Source organism: Dethiosulfatarculus sandiegensis (assembly GCF_000931935.2).
Classification (GTDB): domain Bacteria; phylum Desulfobacterota; class Desulfarculia; order Desulfarculales; family Desulfarculaceae; genus Dethiosulfatarculus; species Dethiosulfatarculus sandiegensis.
Genome location: NZ_AZAC01000033.1, coordinates 1 through 19,621, shown reverse-complemented (window position 1 = coordinate 19,621; position 19,621 = coordinate 1). Strand labels below are relative to the sequence as shown.

The following is a 19,621-nucleotide window of genomic DNA, read 5'->3' as shown; positions in this document are numbered from 1 at the left end:
ACCCCTTTCCAAGGTCTGTTAACCGGGTCTTGATCCCATTGATTTCAGATAAGCTTGTGTTCCCTTAAATGCCCCAGCAAAAGGCCCGCCTGCTCCCGGGCCGAGCCTTCCAGCCAGTTGGTCCTTTTCTCTGATTTGGGGCTGAAGGTGCGGGCCACCTGGGTCAAAGAGCCCTTGAGCCCGGTTTTCCGGGCGGGGCAACCTATGTCAGCCGCGTTTAAGACCGATATGGGCGCCTTTTCCTCACACATCTCAAAGAGCCGGTCCAGCCGGGGCAGGCGGGGGCTTTGCGGCCATTTTTGCACTGTCACCAGGCAGGGCAGGGGGCAGAGCACTTCTTCCTCGCCGTTTTCCAAAAGCCGCCAGGCCCTTACCCAGTCGTGCTCCAGGATCAAGTTCACCACATAGGTGATCTGGGGCCAGCCGAGATGCTCGGCCACTTGGGGCCCGATCTGAGCCGTGTCCCCGTCTATGGCCTGGCGTCCACAGACCACCAGATCCAGCCCCTCTTTTTCCTGCAAATAATCTAGGGCCTTGCCCAGGGTCAGGCTGGTGGCCCAGGTGTCCGCGCCCGCAAAGTTCGGGTCAGATAAGAGGATTCCCTGGTCCGCCCCCATGGCCAGGGCCTCGGTGAGGGCGTCCACCGCCTGGGGCGGGCCCATGGAAAGAACCGTGACCTTGCCCCCGGCCTGGTCTTTGATATTCAGGGCAAGCTCCAGGCCCAGGCGATCGTCCGGGTTTATTATGGAGTCAACCCCTTTCCTGATAAGGGTGCCGGTCTTGGGGTCCAGCCTGATTTCATGGGTGTCGGGCACCTGTTTGATTAAGACTGCCAGGTTCATGGTTTTTCTCCTGATTTGCGTGCTTGTTGCATTTGGCCCCCAAAAAGGCCTCTGCCACCTGTTTGTCGTGCAAAAGCATGGTCGTATCCCCGCTTTGGGTGATGCGTCCGTTCACCATCACATAGCCCCTGGTCGCGGTCTTAAGCGCGGCGTGCGCGTTTTGCTCCACCAAAAGGACGCTGGTCTTCTGCTCGGGCAGGGAGGCGATTATGCGGAATATTTCCTTCACAAAAAGCGGGGCCAGGCCCAGGGATGGTTCATCCAGCAAAAGCACCTTGGGGCGGCTCATGAGAGCCCTGCCCAGGGCCAGCATCTGCTGCTCGCCTCCGCTTAGGGTGCCTGCCAGTTGGGTCTTTCTTTTTTCCAGGATGGGGAATATCTCAAGTATTTGCTTTAAGTCTTTCTCCACCCGGGCCTTTTCCTTTTTCATGCGTAAAAAGGCGCCCAACAAAAGGTTGTCCATCACCGAAAGCGGGGCAAAGACCTGGCGTCCCTCCGGGCATTGCACAACCCCCCTGGCCACCGCCTTGGCCGCTCTGCCCGGGGGAAGGGCCCCGCCTTTTAAAATCACCTCTCCCCGGCTGGCCCGGTGCAGCCCGCTTATCACATTCAACAGGGTTGTCTTGCCTGCTCCGTTGGCTCCAATGATGCAGACTATCTCCCCTTGGGAGACCTCAAGGGAGACTTGGCTCAAGGCCTTGACCGCGCCGTAATGGGCGCTGATCTTTTTCACCTGGAGCATGCTTTCAGAGTTCATCGGTCACCCCGAGATAAGCTGCTATCACCTCCTGGTTGTTCTGCACCTGAAGCGGCGAACCCTGGGCGATCTTGCGCCCATGGTTTAAGACCACCACCTGGTCACTGATGCCCATCACCAGGTCCATGTCGTGTTCGACCAGGATCACGCTGACCCCTTGTTCTTTCATGCTCAGGATGAAACCGGCCATGTCCCGGGTTTCGGTCATGTTCAGCCCGGCGGCGGGTTCATCCAGGAAAACCAGCGCGGGTCTTGCCACCAGGGCCCGGGCTATTTCCACTCTTTTTTGATCCCCATAGGAGAGCTGTCCCGCCCGGTTAAGGGCCAGATGCGACATCTTCATGGCCTCCAGCATGGCAAAGGCCTGGTCTTTTATCCTGGCCTCTTCGGAAAGCAGGCCGGGCAGGCGGAACAACGAGGAGATAAATTCCTTTTTGGTGGCTGCGTGCAGCCCCAGCATTACGTTTTCCAACACCGTCATGTGATTGAACATCTGAAGGTTCTGAAAGGTCCTGGCCAGGCCCAAGGCGGCCAGGTGGTGGGGCTTTTGCCCAAATATGCTCTGCTCCTTGAAAACAGCCTTGCCGTTTTGCGGGGTGTAGACTCCGGTCAAACAGTTGATGGCCGTGGTCTTGCCCGCCCCGTTGGGCCCGATCACCGCAGTTATGGCCCCCATGCCCGCCTCAAAGCCCACATTGCTCAAGGCCTGCACCCCGCCAAAGCGCATATCCAGGTTTTCCAGGGTGAGAATGGGCTTCACGCCGCCTCCTTGCCCCTGGATTTGAACCAGCCCCTAAAAGGCAGGCTCACCAGTCCGCCCGGGGCGAAGATCAAGATGACCATCAGGATGCCGCCATAGAAAAGGTCTTTGTATTCTTCAAAAAAGTGGAGCACCTGGGGCAGGGGGGTGAGAAAGGCCGCCCCCAGGATGCCGCCCCACAAGGACCCCATGCCGCCCACAATGCACATGGTCACCACTTCCACGGAATAGAAGATGTCAAAGGTCTTGGGGGTGATGATCCCGAAGTAATGGGCATAAAGGGAACCGGCCACAGAGGCGTAGACAGCGCTCAGCACAAACACCTTCACCTTGTAGGTGTCGGTGGGCACCCCGGCTGCTGCTGCCGCGGCTTCCGAGCTGTGCAGGGCCCTTAAGCCGCGCCCCACCCTGGAGACCACCAGGTTTCTGGCCAGAAGCACCCCCAAGAGCGCCACTGCCCAGACCAGGACATAGAATCTCAAGTCCGTGTTGATCTCAAACCCGAACAGCGAAAGGGCAGGTATGCCGGTGTAACCGCTGGGTCCGCCGGTGATATCGTCTAATTGCAGGATGACTATGTTTACGATCAGGTTGAAGCCCAAGGTGGCCATTACCAGGTAATTGCCTTTGAGCCGTAAGGTGGGAATGCCTATGAAATAGGCGATAACAGCCACCAGGATGGCCGACAGCACCAGGGTGCACCAGGGATTGGCCCCATAGCTGCCGGTCAACACTCCCGAGATATAGGCCCCCAGGCCGTAAAAAGCCGCGTGCCCCAGGCTGATCTGGCCTGCGTAGCCTATAAGCAGGTTAAGCCCGGTTACCACGATGGCGTTTAAGGCCAGCACGTTCAGTACGTTTAGATAATAAGGATTTTGGATGAAGAAGGGTGTAATCAAAAGGAGAACGGTCAAAAGGAGCAGGCCCGGGAAAAAGCCTTTTTCGCCGCTTTTTACGTTCATACCCGGCTCCCTTCCCCATGCCCCATGAGCCCGCTGGGCCTGATGAAAAGGACTGCCAAAAGCACCACAAAGGCGATGACGTCCTTGTAGGTGCTGGAGATAAGGCCCGCACCCAGGCTTTCTAAAAGCCCCAGCACCACTCCGCCCAGGACAGCCCCGGTGAAGTTGCCGTAGCCTCCCAAAACAGCGGCGGCAAAGCCTTTCAGGCCTATCATCACCCCTACGTTGTAGGAAAGGCTGGTAATGGGGGTTATGAGCATGCCCGCCAAGGCCCCCAGAACACCGGCCAGGCCAAAGGAATACATGATCATGCGGTCGGTGTTGATGCCCATCAGCCTGGCCGCCCTTTGGTTCACCGCTGTTGCCCGCATGGCCTTGCCGGTCATGGTGGCGTTGAAGAAAAAACTGAGCAGCAAAATGGCGACTATGGTCACCCCGACCACCCAAAGGTTCTGGGGTGTGAAGATGGCCCCCAGTATCCTGATCGGCATATCCGGGCTCAAGGGCGGCAGGGCCAGGGCCTCCTTGCCCCAGAACTGCTTGAACACCCCGCGCATGAAGATGCTGGCTCCTATGGTGATAAAGATCAGAACCACGGTCTCGTGCCCCCTGGCCGGCCGCAGGGCCAGGCGCTCCAGCACAAAACCGGTTAAGCCCACACTGATCGCGGCGGCCAAAAAGGCCAGGGGTATGGGCAGGCCCAGGCCAAAGAGAAAGGTGTACATCATAAGCCCGCCCAGGCTCAGAAAGTCTCCCTGGGTGAAGTTCACTATGCCGCTTGCGTTGTGAACCAGGCAGAATCCCAGGGCCACCAGGGCATAGACCGCTCCGGTGGTGAGACCGCTGGTTATGTATTGGGGCAGCTGTTCCAGGATCATTAATTGCCTCTTATCTTGGAGAGGGAATTCGGGTGGTTCATATAACGCCGTTACTTGCCAGCTCATCAAGTCGGCCGTTTTTAAGGCCCAGAGATGAGTACACGGAGCGGTTGTGTTCGCCCTTTCTGGGGGGGAAGCTCAAGGCTCCTTGTCGCTCCTTCAGATAAGAGGTCCATATCGGCGGCGGGGCCAGGGTCAGCTCCAGGCCTGTCACCGGATCTTTGCTATTTAGCAGGGTGGGATTTATCAAGGGATCCGCCACCACCTGTTTAACGGTCTGTATCTTGGAGACCGGAAGCTTGATGCTTTTCAGCAGCTCAACCACCTTGTCCGAGCTGAGCCGGGAAGTGAGCCGGGCCAACTCCCGGTTCAGTTTTTTTACGTCTTCTATACGGCCCTGGTTGGTCTGGTATTCCGGCCTGGCAAGCTCCGCAAACTCCTTAAGTTCAACCATGGCCGCGAACTGGCGGTCATTGCCCACGGCCAGGTAGATAAAACCGTCTTTGGTGGGAAACACGCTCACCGGGGCAAAGAACTGGTGGGTGTTGCCCCTTCTGGTGATGGTCTGGCCAAATGTTTTGTTAAGGGTGATCGGCACTGTGAGCCAGCTCACCGTGGAAGCGAACATGGAGAGGTGGATCTCATCTCCGGCCCCGGTCTTTTCCCTTAGGTAAAGGGCCTTCATGATCTGGCCAAAGGCATGTTCACTGGTTCCCATATCCGGCAGGGGAATGCCCAGCACCTGGGGTTCGCCTCCTGCCTGGCCGGTGAGTTCCATAAGGCCGCCCCTGGCCTGGAGAATGGGGTCATAGGCCGCCTCGGTGTGATCCGGCCCAAAACCAGACACCCCCAGCCAGATAAGATCCGGTTTGATTTCTCTTAAGGTCTTTGGCTCGATCCCCAGCTTGGCGTAGCTTGAAGGGAGCTGGTTGGTGCAGAAGACATCAACCTCAAGCTCCAGCAAAAGCCTGGCCAGGAGGCCTTTGCCCTCTTTTTCGGCCAGGTTAAGGGTGATGGCCTCCTTGCCCGCGTTTATGCATAAAAAATAACGGTTCATGCCCTCTTCGCCGGGCATGGAAAGCCCCACTTTTCGGTTGGGGTCTCCGTATTTTGGGTGTTCCATGCGAATGACCCTGGCCCCTTCCTGGACCAGGCGATAGGTGAAGTAGGGCAGCACAGTGGCTTGTTCCATGCTCAGAACCGTAAGGCCGTTTAGGGATGTCATATATAAGCCTCGCCTGTTGGCTGGGTTGGGGCTTTGGGTTAACTTTCCGCTTTGAGTTTTGAAAGCCTTGTTAATACATGAGTAATCAGGTTTTTTGGTCCGAGTCTTTCCGTCCGGTTGACTCCCATAACTCCTACGGGTTATATTGGCTTTGCGCTGTATCCTGTATACAGTATGCAGATTATAGAAAGCTTGAATTTCCCGTGTCAACCCTTAACCCCTAAAAATATCGGATTAGTAGTATTAACTCTGTTAAGATGATTTCACCCCTGGTCCAAAGGCGGTTTTCCCGGAAACAATAAAATTATTGAGGGAGATGATCATGCCGCTTCCCGGTTTTAAATACGTGGCTCCCGTGAATCTGGATCACGCCCTGGCCCTTAAGGCCCAGCATCAGGAAAGGTCCATGTGGCTGGCCGGAGGGACTGATCTTGTACTTCGCGCCCGGCAGGGTCTGGCCAAACCCGAGGTGGTGATAAGCCTCAAAAAATTGGTCCCCGAACTCAGCGGGGTGCAGAAGCGTGGCAAAAAGCTTTACATAGGCGGATTGAGCAGCCTGGATATGGTGGCCAAAGACCCTTTGCTTAAAGAGCCTTTCCCTGGTCTGGCCGAGGCTTTGGCCTCCATCGGCGCACCCACCTTGCAGCATAGGGTGGGAACCTTATCGGGCAACCTGTGTCTGGAGACCCGTTGTAATTATTTCAATCAGAGCGAGTTCTGGCGCAGCGCCCTGGCTCCCTGCTTTAAAAACGGGGGTGAAGTCTGCCATCCCGGCGGGGAGAGCGCGGACCGCTGTCGTTCTGTCTGCGCCTCGGACGGAGCCATCATGCTGGCCGCCTTGGACGGCGGTTTTGAACTGGCAGACAAATCAGGCTCCCGGCTGCTCCCCTGGCATGAGTTTTATACGGGCAAGGGCGAGACCCCCTTTGCCCTGGAGCCGGATGAACTGGTGCAAGGGGTTTACCTGGATCTGCCCGTGCCCGGCTCGGGAAATGCCTATTTCAAAATGGCTTCCAGAAAAAGTATTGATTTCGCCTTGTTGAGCGCGGGTGTCAATCTGGTTGTGCAAGACGGCCTGGTTAAAAAGGCCAACCTTGTGCTGGGTTCGGTATTTGCCGCTCCCCTGATAATGAAAGAGGCCACCCAGACCCTGGTGGGCAAACCGCCGGAGCAAGACAACCTTGACCGTGCAGCAGACCTGGTGGCCAGGCATGGCGAGGTTTTTCTGATCGATAACCTGGGTGTTGATCTTGATTGGCGCAAAAAAATGTTAAGGGTCTGCGCCTTAAGGGCCCTGAACAAGGCCTTGGGCCGGGTCGAAAAAGGGGGTGCCCATGCAGCCTGAAGCAGTGGAGATGGAGCTTAGGGTTAATGGCTCTACGGAAAAGGTGAAGGTCTTGCCGAACCAGACCCTGCTTGAGGTTTTGCGCGAGAAACTTGGGCTTACCGGAGTGAAGGAGGGGTGTGGCGAAGGGGCTTGCGGGGCCTGCACCGTTTTGGTGGACGGCCTTCCCAGAAGGGCCTGCCTCACCCTTGCCCTGGAAGCCGAGGCCAGGCCCGTGGTCACGGTTGAGGGATTGGGCAAAAGGCGGGGCTTAAGTGACCTGCAAGAGGCCTTTATTGAAAAGGGCGCTATTCAATGCGGGTTTTGCACACCGGGTATGTTGATTTCGGCCCACCATTTTTTACAGCAAAAGGAAAACCCTTCTGAAACGGAAATAAGGACCCAATTGGGCGGGCACATCTGCCGCTGCACCGGCTATGCCAAGATAGTGGAGGCCATAACCTTTGCCGCCTTGAAGTTACAAGAGCAAAAGGAGTCCAGTCATGCCAGTTGAACAGAGCCTGATCGGAAGCCGCATGCCCAGGGTGGACTCAGAGGCCAAGGCCACCGGCAGGGCCATATTCACCGGCGACATCTCCCTGCCCGGCATGTTGCAGGCCAAGGTGCTTCGTTCACCCTATGCCCATGCCAGGATCAAGTCCATTGACACTCAAAAGGCCGAGGCCCTGCCCGGAGTCAGGGCCGTGGTGAGCGGCATGAACACCGCTGGCGTCAAGTGGGGTGTGTTCCGCTATACCAGGGACCAGAAGCTCTTGCCCCAGGAACGGGTGCGTTATGTGGGCGAAGGCGTGGCCGCCGTGGCCGCGGACACCCTGGAGATAGCCCAGGAGGCCGCATCCCTGATCAAGGTGGATTATGAGCCCCTGCCCGCCGTGTTCAATGTCTGGGACGCCATGGCCCCGGACGCCCCGCTTTTGCATGAAGACCATCCCGGCAATATCAACGTTCATGTGGCCATCGAGGCGGGGGAAGTGGAAGAGGGGTTTGCCGGGAGTTATCTGGTGAGGGAGGACACCTTCACCGCGCCGGAAGATTCTTATTTTATGACTGAACCCTATGCCGCGGTGGCCAATCCCAGGCAGGACGGTTCCTTGGAATTGTGGATGCCGAACGCGGCTCCCCACCAAAAGGCCAAGGCGCTCGCCAATGCCCTCAAGATGCCCCTGAACAAGGTGATTGTGCGCAAAAGCTATATCGGCGGGGCCTTTGGCGGCAGGAGCGATGTTTTCCCGGCCGAGTTTATCACCGCCCTTTTGAGCCTGGAGTCCGACAGGCCGGTGAGGCTTTGCTTTACCAGGGAGGAGAACAGCCTGGCCACCAGAAAGGGCCACGGCATGTACACCATAGTCAAGACCGGCATGGATAAACAGGGCCGGGTTCTGGCCAGGGACGTGACCTGTTACATGGACGGCGGGGCCTATTCCAGCACCGGACCCATAGCCACCAGTGTGCCCTTTTTGTGCCATGAACAATGCTACCGCCTGCCTGCGGTGCGCTATAACGGCTACCGGGTCTACACCAATAAGCCCATAGGCGGCATGTATCGGGTGCACGGCCGGGCCTGGGCCACCGGGGTGGATCTGCAGCTCGATATCATGGCAGAGGAACTGGGCCTGGACCCCCTGGAGTTGAGGCTCAGAAACGCCCGTCAGGCAGGCGAAACCACGCCCACCGGCAGTTATGTGCAGTCCTGCAGATTGAGCCAATGCATAGAACAGTCTGCCGAAAAGGCGGGCTGGCGGGAGAAATACGGCAAGCTTCCCGCATATCATGGCATTGGCCTGGGCACCAACAGTGTGCAGACCGGCTTTCCCCTGGGGATCAGGGGCGGTTCCGCGGCGATTATCAAGTTCAATGAAGACGGCGGGGCCACCCTGATAAGCGGGGTGGTGGATAACGGGCAGGGCAATGACAACATGCTGGTGCAGATAGCCGCCGAGATTCTGGGGCTTGATCCCCGGGATATACAGCTTATCAGCGCCGACACCGAGGCAACTCCCAATGATCCGGGGGCTTACTCCATGCAGGCCACCTTTACCGGGGGCAATGCCGTGTTATTGGCCGCAACCGATGCCAGGGACCAGATTTTCGAGGAGGCTGCCCAGGCCCTGGAGGCTCACACCAGGGACCTGGTGGCCAAGGATCGGAGCATCTATGTGGCGGGCGCGCCGGATAAGGCCCTGCCCCTGGCCAAGGTGATCCGCATGGCCCTTTTAAAAGGCAACAATATAATCGGCCGGGGATCGTTTGCCTCCAAGGTTGATCACAGAAGGGAGTGGCTGAAAAATCCCCAGGGCCAGCTCAGCGAAACATTCAGCTTCGGCGCCACCATAGCCGAGGTGAAGGTGGACCCGGAAACCGGCGAGGTCGATATTTTGAATATGGTCTTGAGCCAGGATTGCGGCAAGGCCTTAAACCCCATGCTGGTGGAGGGGCAGTTTGAGGGCGGGGCCGTGATGGGCGGATCAAGCGGCATGATGAAGGAAGAGCATCTCTGGACCAAGGAAGGCTTGTGCCTGAACCCTGGTTTTTTGGATTACAAGGTGGCCCTGCCTTTGGACGTGCCGCCCATGGAGAATGTTATAGTGGAATCCATTGACCCCACCGGACCCTTTGGGGCCAAGGAGGCCGGGATGAGTGTGGCCATGAGCGCGGCCCAGGCCCTGGCCGGGGCGGTCTCCAATGCCATTGGCTGGCCGGTGATGGAGTATCCCCTTACCCCGGACCGGGTGCTAAATGCCCTTGCTCAGAAAAAGGCGGCTTACGGAGATTCAAAAGGAGGCAAGCCATGAAGCCCAAGGCGGTTGACCATATATGCATTGCAGTGCGCGATTTGGCCCGGGCCAGGGCCAGGTATGAAGAAGTGTTGGGTTTCAAACCGGATGGGGTCTATGAGGCCCCTTCGGAATCCATACGGGTGGTGCGTTATTATTTGGGCGAGGTGGCCCTGGAGCTGATGGAGCCCATGACCACGGACTGCGAGGTGGCCCGATTTCTGGAGAAAAAAGGGGAGGGCGTTTTCTTGATTTCCTACCGGGTCAGCGATGTCAAGGCCACCCTGGAGGCCCTGGGAGAAAAGGGGGCGCCGCTTTTGGATAAAAAGCCCAGAAGGCTGATGGGCAACAACTACGCCTTTATAGCCGCCCCTTCCTATACCTCGGGCGTTTTGACCGAGATCATTGATGGTGATTTTGACTACAGCTATGATGACCCCTCCACTTGAAACACCATGGAAAGGCGGGATATGAATTTCGCGGACTGGCCCAAGGAAGACCTGGTCAAGTATCTGGATTTTCTAATGATGAATTACAGGACCATGGACGCCTTCTGGTTCATAAATCTGGAAAACCGCCATGGCCTGGATGAGGCCTGCCTGGTGAATGAGCTGGTCTGGGGAAAGGTCTCGGCCCTGGCGGCCAGGGACCTGAAAGAGCGGTTCAATCTCGGGGAAAAGGGGCTCAAGGGTTTTTTAAAGGCTCAGCTCATGTTCCCCTGGGCCTATCTGGTGGGCTATGAGTTCAGACAAGGCGAAGATGAGCTGGTCTTGGAGGTGCCCTGTTGCCCGGCCCAGGACGGCAGGGTCAAGCACGGCCTGGGTGAATACCCCTGCAAGGCCATGCATCAGGCCGAGTTCGAGGGGTTTGCCCATGAGATAGACCCGGGAATCAAGGTGGAGTGCATCTTTGCCCCGCCGGATGAACACCCGCCGGATATGCATTGCAGATGGCGTTTTAGTATGGCGGATCAATAGGTTGTCGACTCCTAATCAAAAGCTTTTTTTGCATATGTAGAGCTGGTTCAGGCCCCAGCTGAAAGGTTTTTTGAGCTCTATCTTAAGTCCGGCATGAGCCAGCATGGAACTCAGTTCCGAGTCGGTGAGACCCCAGACCTCGCCCGGCTTCATGCCCCGATCGTCCTGGTCTGCATCCCAAAAGGCAAAGGCATGCCATAAGCGGGAGATAAAAGGGGTGAGGTTGGTCAGGATCAGTCTGCCCTGGTCTGAAAGAAGCCTTGCCGCTTCTTTCAGCACGTCTTCGCGGTTGGGAATGTGATTAAGGCAGGCCACCAGGGTTATGGTTTCAAAATTCCCGTCTGCAAAAGCCAGCTTGGAAGTGTCCGCAACCACTTGGTCGGCTCCGGGCCAGGGATGTACGTCCACACCCAGGCCCTGACCGCCTTTTTCCCGGTACATGGCCACCAGCTTGTTTTCAGCGCAACCAATATCCAGAAGATTTCCCTTTACCTGGCTTAGAACCAGGCCCAGGCGTATCTCCTGGTTGGTGGTTAAAAACGGTATTTTTTGGATAATGGGTTGGGGTACGGCAAGCTTCAGCGGCAAGAGAGCCTGGTTTAGCAGGTAAGACCCTATGCCTGGATAGAGAGTTCGTTCCTTGGCTTGCATGGAATAATCCTGAAAAGTGTTTTGAAATTTTTTCAGAACAAATCCCGAATATCGCCATGGTATTTAAATTGTATGTGATAGTCAATAAATAGAAATACCCACTTGGCCGGGTTATTTACCTGGCTATAAAGGCGCAGAACGGAATGTGGTTGTGCTTGGATGAAAAAAGGACATGCTGGTTTTTGCCAAAGTCAGATAATTTCCAGGCGAGTGGCCATAACAGCCGCCTGGGCCCGGTCACTCACATCCAGTTTGTCGTAAACATGCACAACATGGGTCTTTACCGTGTTGGGGCTTATTCCCAGTATTTGGGCAATGTTTTCCCTGGTGAATCCTTTGGCCAAAAGCTTTAGCACCTCCAGCTCCCTAGGGGTGAGCCCAAAGGTTCCCCCGGGGGGAGCAATGCCTCGATCCGAAGAGTCCCCCAGGCTTTTTTCCAAAGAATACATGTACCTCTCCATGCGGGCATGGGCCTGTTTCTGACTGGTGATGTCAAAACCTATCTTCACCGCATAAAGGGTGCGGCCTTTATGATCCTTTATGGGAAATGAATGCACCTCTCTCCAATGGGCGGTGGGGTTGATTTCCGTGAAGAGTTTTTCCCGCACCTGGTGATGCCCGGTATAAAAAACATCCACCACCGGGCAGTCGGGGCAGGGGTGGTCTCTGCCCAAAAGGGCTTTGTGACATTTTTTGCCCACTATTTTTCCCGGCCTGTATTCCGGTTTGCCCCCTGTAAAGCCATTTGACCAGATAAGATTGAAATGACGGTCGATTACATGCACCGGCGCTTGAATGCTGGTGAGAATGGCCATGGGCATGAGGCTTTCCAGGGTGGGTCTGGCCTGGCTGGATTCTGATTTGGCTGCCAACATGACGGCTCCTTGGCCCGAACCCTGTTAAAGGGATGGCATGCAAAGCAAAGAACTTTTGGCAGAAAAATTTTAGCCTACCTGACACAACTTGTCCAGAAATCTAAAAAATGATTACCTGAGTGTGGGTTTTTGGGTTAAAAAATTGTTTCTTGAGATAAAAACCAAGATTCTTTTATTTAATCTTTTTATCAATCTTTCTCAGGGCTCGCCTATAATGAAAAACATATATACGCTTGGCCAACCAGGGTCAGTCAGTGGTTTTCACAGAGAACAAAGGCGCTGAACCTCAAAATATTGGAACGCCGGTTTCCATGGTTGGGAAACGGTCCCTTTGGGGTTGTCAGGTTAAAGTTTTTGTTTTAGATCATTTGGGAAATGATTGGAGGGATCCATGCCTCTTGGCTTTAGTTCTCAAAATTCGGGCAGGGTTGCCTTTGGCTTTTTCCACATTGAAGTTCAGATGCTTTTACTGAACAACTGTTTTTTCTTTGCCAGAGATTTTTGCGAGCTGATCAAAAGATTGGCCTTGGTCCAAGCCGGAGATCCTTTTGAAGAACTTTTAAGAGGGTGGGTCATAGAATACTCTTTGGATATGGGTGAATTGCATGGAGCAATAGCCGGGATATCCAGGCATGGATTTCTAGGCGATCTTTACCGCCGTTGGCCCTTTCCGCAAGACAGGGCTGAGTTTTTTCAGAAGAGCGAAGGCAAGGCCACTAATAAGCTTGTCACCTTGAGTATCGCCGGTTACGGTGAAGCAAGGGATTTGACCCTGGCTGCTTTTGAAACGGATTCCGGTCCTTGCCTGAATTTTTGCGGTTATCATTTTGATCAAAAAGAGGTGAGGCGGTTATTTGATTATGTCTGGCAGGGGGGCATGCCCGGCTGGGAAAATAAGATCCGCCCGGATTATCTTTTAGAGACTGTGGCCATGATGCCCAAGTCCGGTTCCTTTTGGCTGGGGGATAATGATTTTGATAAGGATTCTAACGGCTTTTCTGTCGATTGATCTCCTTAAGCGGGCGTAGCAGAATTGGTTATAAAATTACTCGCCGGAGTTTTGAGCGCGAAATTCAAACACCTTTAAAACGCACGGGGTTGGCATGGAGCACAACAGGTATCTGGATCTTTACCAAGAGAAACTTGCAACCTTTGACCAGGCTGTATCCTCCATCAGGGATAACGGCCTATTAATTCACGCCCTGACCACGGCCGAACCGCCCGGCCTTTTAAACGCAGTGGCCCGCAGGCTGAAAAACGGTGACCTTAAGAAACTCAAGGTGTTTTCCCTGCTTCCGTTGGCCCATGCCTGCAACAGTCTTTTGATCCCTGAACTTTGCGATTGCGTGGAAAGTTTCACCGCCTTTGTGAGCTCCGGCGATCGAGGCCTGGTCAGTGTCGGGTTAAGTCAGTACATCCCCAATCATTTTCACCAGGTTCCCAGATTGATAACCCAAAATATGGATGTGGAGGTTTGCGTCACCACTGTTTCACCCATGGACAAAGCGGGATACATGTCTTTGGGCACGGCCAATGATTTCACCTCCACTGCCGCGCGCAAGGCCAGACTGCTTTTGGTTGAGGTAAACAAAAACATGCCCCGGGTATTTGGCCGTTCTGCGGTGCATGTTTCCGAGGTCCACGCCATTTGCGAAAACCATGTGCCCTTGCAAGAGATGCCCGCCGCATCACCAAAAGAGGAGTTCAAGGCAATCGGCGGCGCCATAGCGGAAATGGTGCCGGATGGGGCAACCTTACAGTTGGGAGTGGGAGGCTTGCCCAATGCGGTGGCCGATTATTTAGGCAGCCACAAAGACCTGGGTATACACACCGAGGTCTTTGGCCCCGGCATGGCCAAACTGATTCAAAAGGGCGTGGTAAACGGTTCAAAGAAAACTCTGCATCCAGAAAAACACGTATTCACCGTGGCCCAGGGAGACCAGGAGATGTTCGACTTCATGGATGACAACCCGGCCATGGAGAGTTATGGGGTGGATTATGTTAATCATCCCGCTGTAATAGCTAAGAACCGGGATATGATCTCCATTAACTCCATAATCGAGGTCGACCTTTTGGGTCAGTGCAATTCCGAGTTCATGCGCGGCCATCAATTCAGCGGAACCGGGGGGCAGTTGGATTTTGTGCGTGGCGCTTATGATGCTCCGGGGGGTAAGTCCATATTGGCCTTTACCTCCACAGCCAGAAAAGGAAGCATCTCAAGAATTGTGCCCCGGCTGGAAAGCGGCGCCATGGTCAGCACTCCCAGGATGGACACCCATTGGCTGGTGACTGAGTATGGCAAAGCCAATTTGAAAGGCATGTGCGCCAGGGATCGGGCGCTTGCCGTAATAGATCTGGCCCATCCCAAGTTTAGAACCGGTCTTTTGCGGGCGGCTGAGGATATGATGCTGCTTTAGGCTGTTTTCGGTTCCTGACTTCTTTGCAGGTTTTGTTCTTTAAATTAATAAGAAAAACAAACGGCTAAGGCCTATGGGCCTTAGCCGTTCGGCTATGCCTTTGGCTTTGTCGGTTGACCGGCCAAAACCGGACGGGTTAGCATGGCTGAACCGTTTTTTGAGGCTTCAGCAAAGGTGGGGGTATGAACAGTCTTTTGCTTTGCCATCCGCACAATGATCTTGAGTTTGTAAAAGGACGGAATGCGAATCTTTACACCGCAGGCGGTGAGCGCTATCTGGATCTGGAGGCCGGTATCTGGTGCACTGCCCTGGGGCATGGCCATGAGAAAATAGCCGCAGCCTTGAAAGAGCAATACACCTCTTTGGCCAACCTGGGAATCAGGTTTGACAATCCCCTGGCGCAGAAGGCCTCCGCCATGGTCCTTGAGTTAACCCGGATGCCCCAAGGCAAGGCTGTTTTTTTAAGTTCCGGGTCAGAGGCTGTGGAGTTCGGGATAAAAGCCGCGGCCTTGGCTACCGGGCGGCACAGGTTTGTGGCCTTGAAACAAACCTATCTGGGAGCCTATGGCCGGGCCGGAAACAGGGAAACCGCCTCTTGGCTCAACCTGGATGCTGCCAAGTGCCTCAAATGTGCCGACCCTGATAATTGCACGGAATGCGATGTGCTTCGGGATCAAGATTTTTCCGAAATCGCCGCTTTTGTTTTGGAGCCGGGTTCAGGTTTGGGGCAAGTCCGTTTTTTCCCTGAAAGGATGATTCAGGCTGTCACCGATTTGATTCGTCGAGTCGGGGGCCTGGTAGTGCTGGACGAGGTCACAACTGGAATGGGCCGCACAGGCCGTTGGTTTGGGTATGAGCATTATGGCATCAGGCCCGATATCGTCTGCCTGGGCAAGGGGCTGGGCAACGGGTATCCGGTCAGTTGTGTGGCTGTTGAGAGCAAAGTGGCTGAAGTGCTTCAGTCCAGCGGGTTTCGTCATGCCCAGTCCCATCAAAATGATCCTTTGGGATGCGTGGTGGCCTGTATTGTAATTGAGGAAATGAAAAGGCTGAACCTTGTTGAAAGGGCAGGGCGACTGGGCGAGTTTTGGGGCGCCGACCTGAAGCGAGCGCTGGAAGGATTTTCTCAATTTAAAGAAATTCGCGGTAAAGGGCTGATGCTGGCAATTGAGCTTGGGGAAGAACAATCTGTAAATATGGCCGAACGTTTGTTCGAAGGCCTTATAAAGAGAAAGATTATTTGCGGTTACAGCCCGGGGGCGAATGCGATCAGATTTTTACCGGCGTTGACTATTGACAAACAAGACCTTGCGCAGACAACTGAAGCTGTGTACCAGGTTATGCTTGAGTTTTGATAGAGGCAACCTTCATAAAAATAAATCAAAAAAGCCGCGGCTCCTCTGGTTGTTGGAGTCGCGGCTTTGGTTTTGCTTGTTCTTAAAAATGCCGTGGTAGTCGGATGATCTGGGGATGATTACATCTCATTTATACCTGTTTCAGTTGGCTGTAGTATATTTTATAAAATTGGTTTGCACGAATTAACATATAAAATTGAATCATTAAACTAGGTTTTTAAATTGGGTTCCTTTCAAAAACTACTGGTCATTATTTAATAAAATGTGATATGGGTTACGTTAACTTTTTTTTTGCTCAGATAGGGAAACTGATTTTGTTTTAGTTTTACAGATAAGATATAGTTGATTTTATTTGTCTAATAAATTGGTAGCTTTTAAAAGGGGGGGATGATTTTGGTTCAGCTTAGCCGCCTATACTATCAGATTTTCCCTTTTCGGACGGAAATCCATCCAGGTTGCAGACAAGGAGCGGTCTATGTTTTCTAGTTTGAAGCTGTCTTGGAAAATTTTGGGCGGATTCGCAGTTGTGCTGATCCTTTTGGTTGTGACAGCTTTTGTGGGCTATTCCGGGTTGGACTCCGTTGGCCGAGCTGTCAACGACAGCAGGGCCATTCAGCTTATGGCGACTCAGATAGTGGAAGCCCGTTTTACAGAGCAGGAATACATGAGGCACATGTCTCAGGGAAAAGCTCAAAAGCTCCTGAAAATTATAGATAATTTATCGGAAAACATCACCAGGGCGGAAAAAGAAGTGGACTTGGGCGGTGATGCGGACCAGCTTAAGACGGCGGGTGAAAAGGTTGCCGGCTACAGGGATCAGTTCCGTATTTACCTCAAGCTGGCCGGTGAAAAGGTCCAGGCCCAAATGGAAATGGAGCAGGCGGGCAAGGCAGCCCAGAAGGTGTCAGATGCCATCCGGAAAAACCAGGAAGGCGCCTTGGAAGATTCCCAGAGTAAATCCGATGTCCAGATCCGTGATTTGATCTCGGCAACAGATGATGCCGTCCAAATGTTGCAGGGTGTCTTAAATGCCCGTCTTCTGGCCAATGAGTGGAAACTTAAAACCACTGTTGAGGCCAGGGAGAAGGCTTTTGAAGCCTGGGAAACGCCGAACCTTATGCTTAAGGGCCTGATATTCGGGAACCTGAGTAAGGTAAAAAAAGAGATCGATAAAAAAAATCTTAGCAAGATCAAAGAACTTCATGAGGCATATGTACAGGCGCAATCAGAGATCATGCAAAATAGCGAGGCTATGAACGACGAAAAGGCGGCTGAGGCGGCCAAGGCCGTCACAAAGTCAATCGAGTCTTACCTGAAAGGGCAGTTGATTGTGGTCAATGTGGTGCGCCAGCAGACCACGTTGGAGACGGGTAAACAACGCACCGCAGCTGCCATGGCCCAGGCCATTGCCCTTGACTTTTTAAATATGCGCATGTTGGGAAAAGATTTTGCCGTAGCCGGCCAAACTGCTAATGCGGAAAAACTGCGCAAGGCATTAGTGAGCATCAAAAAAAGGTCCGCCAGAATGGAGAGTTTGCTTATTTCCGATGCGGATATTGCCCAGGCTAAAAATTTGATCAAGGCTGCGGATTCATATGGCAAGGCCTTTGAGCGCTATGTTGAGGCGACCTCAAGCCAGGCCGCCGCTGAAAAGGCCATGCTTAAAAGCGCCACCCAGGCCCAGAAAGTATGGGAAAACACCAAAGAGATTGCCCGCAAGATTATGGACAGCAACATGAAGCAAGCCCAGAACATCATGCTGGGGGTGGCCGGATCCACCATACTCTTGGGATTGGCCCTTGCCTGGTTGATTACCGGCGGAATAAGCGGCTCCTTGAAAAAAGTGTTGGCGGATCTGGATGAGGGCGCCATGAACGTCGGTAATGCGGCCGAGCATATCGCCGCAGCCTCAGACTCCCTGGCTCAGGGAACCAGCGAACAGGCTGCCACTTTGGAACAGACCTCCGCCTCTTTGGAAGAAATGGCTTCCATGACCAGGAGTACTGCTGAGAATGCCGGCCAGGCAGACCAGCTTACCGAAAAAAATAAAGTGGTTATTGAAAAAGCCGAAAAGCGCATGAATGAGATGGCCGGTTCCATGGAGTCACTGGCCGAGTCCAGTGGCGAAGTTGCCAAGATAGTGAAATCCATTGATGAGATTGCCTTCCAAACCAACCTTCTGGCTTTAAACGCGGCGGTGGAGGCTGCCCGGGCAGGTGAGGCGGGAATGGGGTTTGCCGTGGTGGCTGATGAGGTGCGTTCTCTGGCTCAAAGAGCGGCAGAGGCGGCCCGGAACACTCAGGAGCTTATTGATGCCACCATCACCCGGATTGACGACGGCTCCAAACTGGTGAACAAGACCAAAGAGGCATTCAAGGAGGTTATCACCTCATCGGTTCAGACCGCCCAGATCATTAGTGAGATAGCATCAGCCAGCCAGGAACAGGCTGAAGGTATAGAACAGGTTAAACAGGCAACCGGGCAGATGGATCAGGTGGTCCAGCAAAACGCCGCCGGAGCCGAGGAGTCTTCCGCCGTGGCTCAAACTTTAAATGCCCAGGTGGAACAGTTGGGCCAGGTTATAGAAGGTATTCATCAGCTCATGGATGGTAACAAGGGCCACAACCTGCAATTAGTCAGTCAGGATCAGGAACCGGAAGAGTATCAGGAATCAATGCCTGATCAAAAGGACCAGTTCCTTTTGGAAGAAACCAGACAGTCAGGAGACGGGGCCTGACACCCCGGCAGCCGGGCGACCTGCGTCGGCAAGCAGATGTTCGTCCGCTATCCACATAATAGGATGCACACATTGATAAGAGGGAGCCTTTTCGCAAAGGCTCCCCTTAGTTTATAGGTCAACGTTTTTTAGCTTTGCGAGGGCCAGTCGACAAAAGAATGGGCTTTGCCGACTGGCTCGAACCACGCGCCTTAAGAAAGCCTCGCAATTCGGCGGGCCGTCATTCGGCGGGGCCATGCCTTGCGATCAAGGTTCAATGGTGCTGCCAAGGATTTTTAAAAAGTTGCTCATCCATGTGGGGTGGGCGGGCCAGGCCGGAGCGGTGCAGAGGTTCCCATCCACGCAAGCGTTGGTAAAGGTTTCGTTGTGATCTTCCCAGGTGGCTCCGGCCATTTCCAGATCCGGCATTACTGCCGGATAGGCTGTGCAGGTGCGGCCCGAAACCACATTGGCCGCAACCAGAATCTGCTGCCCATGGCAAACGGCGGCAATGGGCTTTTGGTTCTCGGCAAAATGCCGGACAATTTCGATTACCCTTGGGTTTAAGCGTAAATACTCCGGCGAGCGTCCTCCGGGTATGACCAGGGCATCGAATTCATTTTCGTCAATATCATCAAAAGTGCCGTTTAAGTGGAAATTGTGACCCGGTTTTTCGGAATAGGTCTGATCTCCCTCAAAATCATGCACCGCGGTTCTCACCGTATCACCGGCGGCTTTGTCCGGACAAACCTTTGTCACATCATGACCCACCATTACCAGGCATTGATAAGGCACCATGGCTTCATAGTCTTCCACAAAGTCGCCTACCAACATGAGTATTTTTTTTACGGACATGCAAACCTCCCTGCTTGCCTGCATTGGATTTAAAGCTTTGCAGAGCTGACTGGGTTAAGATGTAATAATACTTATTCGATCATTTTAGCAGATAAAAACCGGTTTTATCTTTATCAAAAAACGAGTTTTTGTTGATGCGCCGCGCTTGACCGATAATATGAGAAATAGGGGGGATGTAATTTCCCGCATAAAAACGGCCCCGGGCTGGGCGGCCTAGCTGTTGTTGTCAAAC

At 54.0% G+C, this 19,621-nt stretch carries 18 protein-coding genes; 9 read left to right on the top strand and 9 right to left on the bottom strand.

Annotated elements, in window-relative coordinates; all coding sequences use genetic code 11:
* Positions 1–44: 44 nt before the first annotated feature.
* From X474_RS17415 to X474_RS17390, 6 genes are read right to left on the bottom strand one after another with little or no spacing between them, the layout of a single operon-like run.
* Complete coding sequence (locus tag X474_RS17415; RefSeq protein WP_044350722.1) at positions 45–842, bottom strand: electron transfer flavoprotein subunit beta/FixA family protein; 798 nt, start codon at positions 840–842, stop codon at positions 45–47.
* Positions 799–1,584, bottom strand: a complete 786-nt coding sequence (locus X474_RS17410) for an ABC transporter ATP-binding protein (protein WP_082464470.1) — start codon at positions 1,582–1,584, stop codon at positions 799–801. Before X474_RS17410 ends, X474_RS17415 begins: the two co-directional genes overlap by 44 nt.
* Before the next feature lie 4 nt (positions 1,585–1,588).
* Positions 1,589–2,359: an ABC transporter ATP-binding protein gene (locus X474_RS17405; protein WP_197282169.1), complete on the bottom strand. Its 771-nt coding sequence runs from the start codon at positions 2,357–2,359 to the stop codon at positions 1,589–1,591.
* Positions 2,356–3,321 carry a branched-chain amino acid ABC transporter permease gene (locus tag X474_RS17400; RefSeq protein WP_044350721.1) on the bottom strand — a complete coding sequence of 322 codons (966 nt, stop codon included), beginning with the start codon at positions 3,319–3,321 and terminating at the stop codon, positions 2,356–2,358. The genes X474_RS17405 and X474_RS17400 overlap by 4 nt, the downstream gene beginning before the upstream one ends.
* Positions 3,318–4,199, bottom strand: a complete 882-nt coding sequence (locus X474_RS17395) for a branched-chain amino acid ABC transporter permease (RefSeq protein ID WP_044350720.1) — start codon at positions 4,197–4,199, stop codon at positions 3,318–3,320. Before X474_RS17395 ends, X474_RS17400 begins: the two co-directional genes overlap by 4 nt.
* A 37-nt stretch (positions 4,200–4,236) precedes the next feature.
* Positions 4,237–5,424 carry a CaiB/BaiF CoA transferase family protein gene (locus X474_RS17390; RefSeq protein WP_044350718.1) on the bottom strand — a complete coding sequence of 396 codons (1,188 nt, stop codon included), beginning with the start codon at positions 5,422–5,424 and terminating at the stop codon, positions 4,237–4,239.
* Between the two features lie 322 nt (positions 5,425–5,746).
* On the opposite strand from X474_RS17390, the gene X474_RS17385 reads away from it, so the two are divergent.
* From X474_RS17385 to X474_RS17365, 5 genes are read left to right on the top strand one after another with little or no spacing between them, the layout of a single operon-like run.
* The gene (locus tag X474_RS17385; RefSeq protein ID WP_052515355.1) at positions 5,747–6,769 is read left to right on the top strand and encodes an FAD binding domain-containing protein; all 1,023 of its coding nucleotides are present in this window, start codon (positions 5,747–5,749) and stop codon (positions 6,767–6,769) included.
* Positions 6,759–7,262 (top strand): (2Fe-2S)-binding protein, encoded by a 504-nt coding sequence (locus X474_RS17380; RefSeq protein ID WP_044350716.1) that lies wholly within the window; start codon positions 6,759–6,761, stop codon positions 7,260–7,262. Before X474_RS17385 ends, X474_RS17380 begins: the two co-directional genes overlap by 11 nt.
* Positions 7,252–9,561, top strand: a complete 2,310-nt coding sequence (locus tag X474_RS17375; protein WP_044350714.1) for a xanthine dehydrogenase family protein molybdopterin-binding subunit — start codon at positions 7,252–7,254, stop codon at positions 9,559–9,561. The genes X474_RS17380 and X474_RS17375 overlap by 11 nt, the downstream gene beginning before the upstream one ends.
* Positions 9,558–9,992 carry a VOC family protein gene (locus X474_RS17370; protein ID WP_044350712.1) on the top strand — a complete coding sequence of 145 codons (435 nt, stop codon included), beginning with the start codon at positions 9,558–9,560 and terminating at the stop codon, positions 9,990–9,992. The genes X474_RS17375 and X474_RS17370 overlap by 4 nt, the downstream gene beginning before the upstream one ends.
* 21 nt (positions 9,993–10,013) lie before the next feature.
* Complete coding sequence (locus tag X474_RS17365; protein WP_044350711.1) at positions 10,014–10,520, top strand: DUF6125 family protein; 507 nt, start codon at positions 10,014–10,016, stop codon at positions 10,518–10,520.
* A gap of 15 nt (positions 10,521–10,535) precedes the next feature.
* On the opposite strand, the gene X474_RS17360 is transcribed toward X474_RS17365, so the two are convergent.
* On the bottom strand, positions 10,536–11,171 hold the full coding sequence (locus tag X474_RS17360; RefSeq protein ID WP_044350710.1) for a class I SAM-dependent methyltransferase: 636 nt from the start codon (positions 11,169–11,171) through the stop codon (positions 10,536–10,538).
* Between the two features lie 191 nt (positions 11,172–11,362).
* Complete coding sequence (locus X474_RS27075) at positions 11,363–12,046, bottom strand: PAS and helix-turn-helix domain-containing protein (protein ID WP_052515354.1); 684 nt, start codon at positions 12,044–12,046, stop codon at positions 11,363–11,365.
* 391 nt (positions 12,047–12,437) lie between these two features.
* Between X474_RS27075 and X474_RS17345 the strand changes: the two genes are divergently transcribed.
* From X474_RS17345 to X474_RS17330, 4 genes are all read left to right on the top strand, one after another.
* Entirely contained in the window at positions 12,438–13,055 is a 618-nt protein-coding gene (locus X474_RS17345; RefSeq protein ID WP_044350707.1) for a condensation domain-containing protein, read from the top strand.
* A gap of 94 nt (positions 13,056–13,149) precedes the next feature.
* The gene (locus X474_RS17340) at positions 13,150–14,463 is read left to right on the top strand and encodes an acetyl-CoA hydrolase/transferase family protein (protein WP_052515353.1); all 1,314 of its coding nucleotides are present in this window, start codon (positions 13,150–13,152) and stop codon (positions 14,461–14,463) included.
* 182 nt (positions 14,464–14,645) lie between these two features.
* A complete protein-coding gene (locus tag X474_RS17335) occupies positions 14,646–15,818 on the top strand; it encodes a class-III pyridoxal-phosphate-dependent aminotransferase (RefSeq protein ID WP_052515352.1) in 1,173 nt (390 codons plus the stop codon).
* A gap of 475 nt (positions 15,819–16,293) precedes the next feature.
* Positions 16,294–18,555, top strand: coding sequence for a methyl-accepting chemotaxis protein (locus X474_RS17330; protein WP_052515351.1), 2,262 nt, complete (start codon positions 16,294–16,296; stop codon positions 18,553–18,555).
* A 246-nt stretch (positions 18,556–18,801) separates the two neighbouring features.
* Here the strand turns inward: X474_RS17330 and X474_RS17325 are convergent, their stop codons facing one another.
* Entirely contained in the window at positions 18,802–19,389 is a 588-nt protein-coding gene (locus tag X474_RS17325) for a DJ-1/PfpI family protein (RefSeq protein WP_044350706.1), read from the bottom strand.
* Positions 19,390–19,621 lie beyond the last annotated feature (232 nt).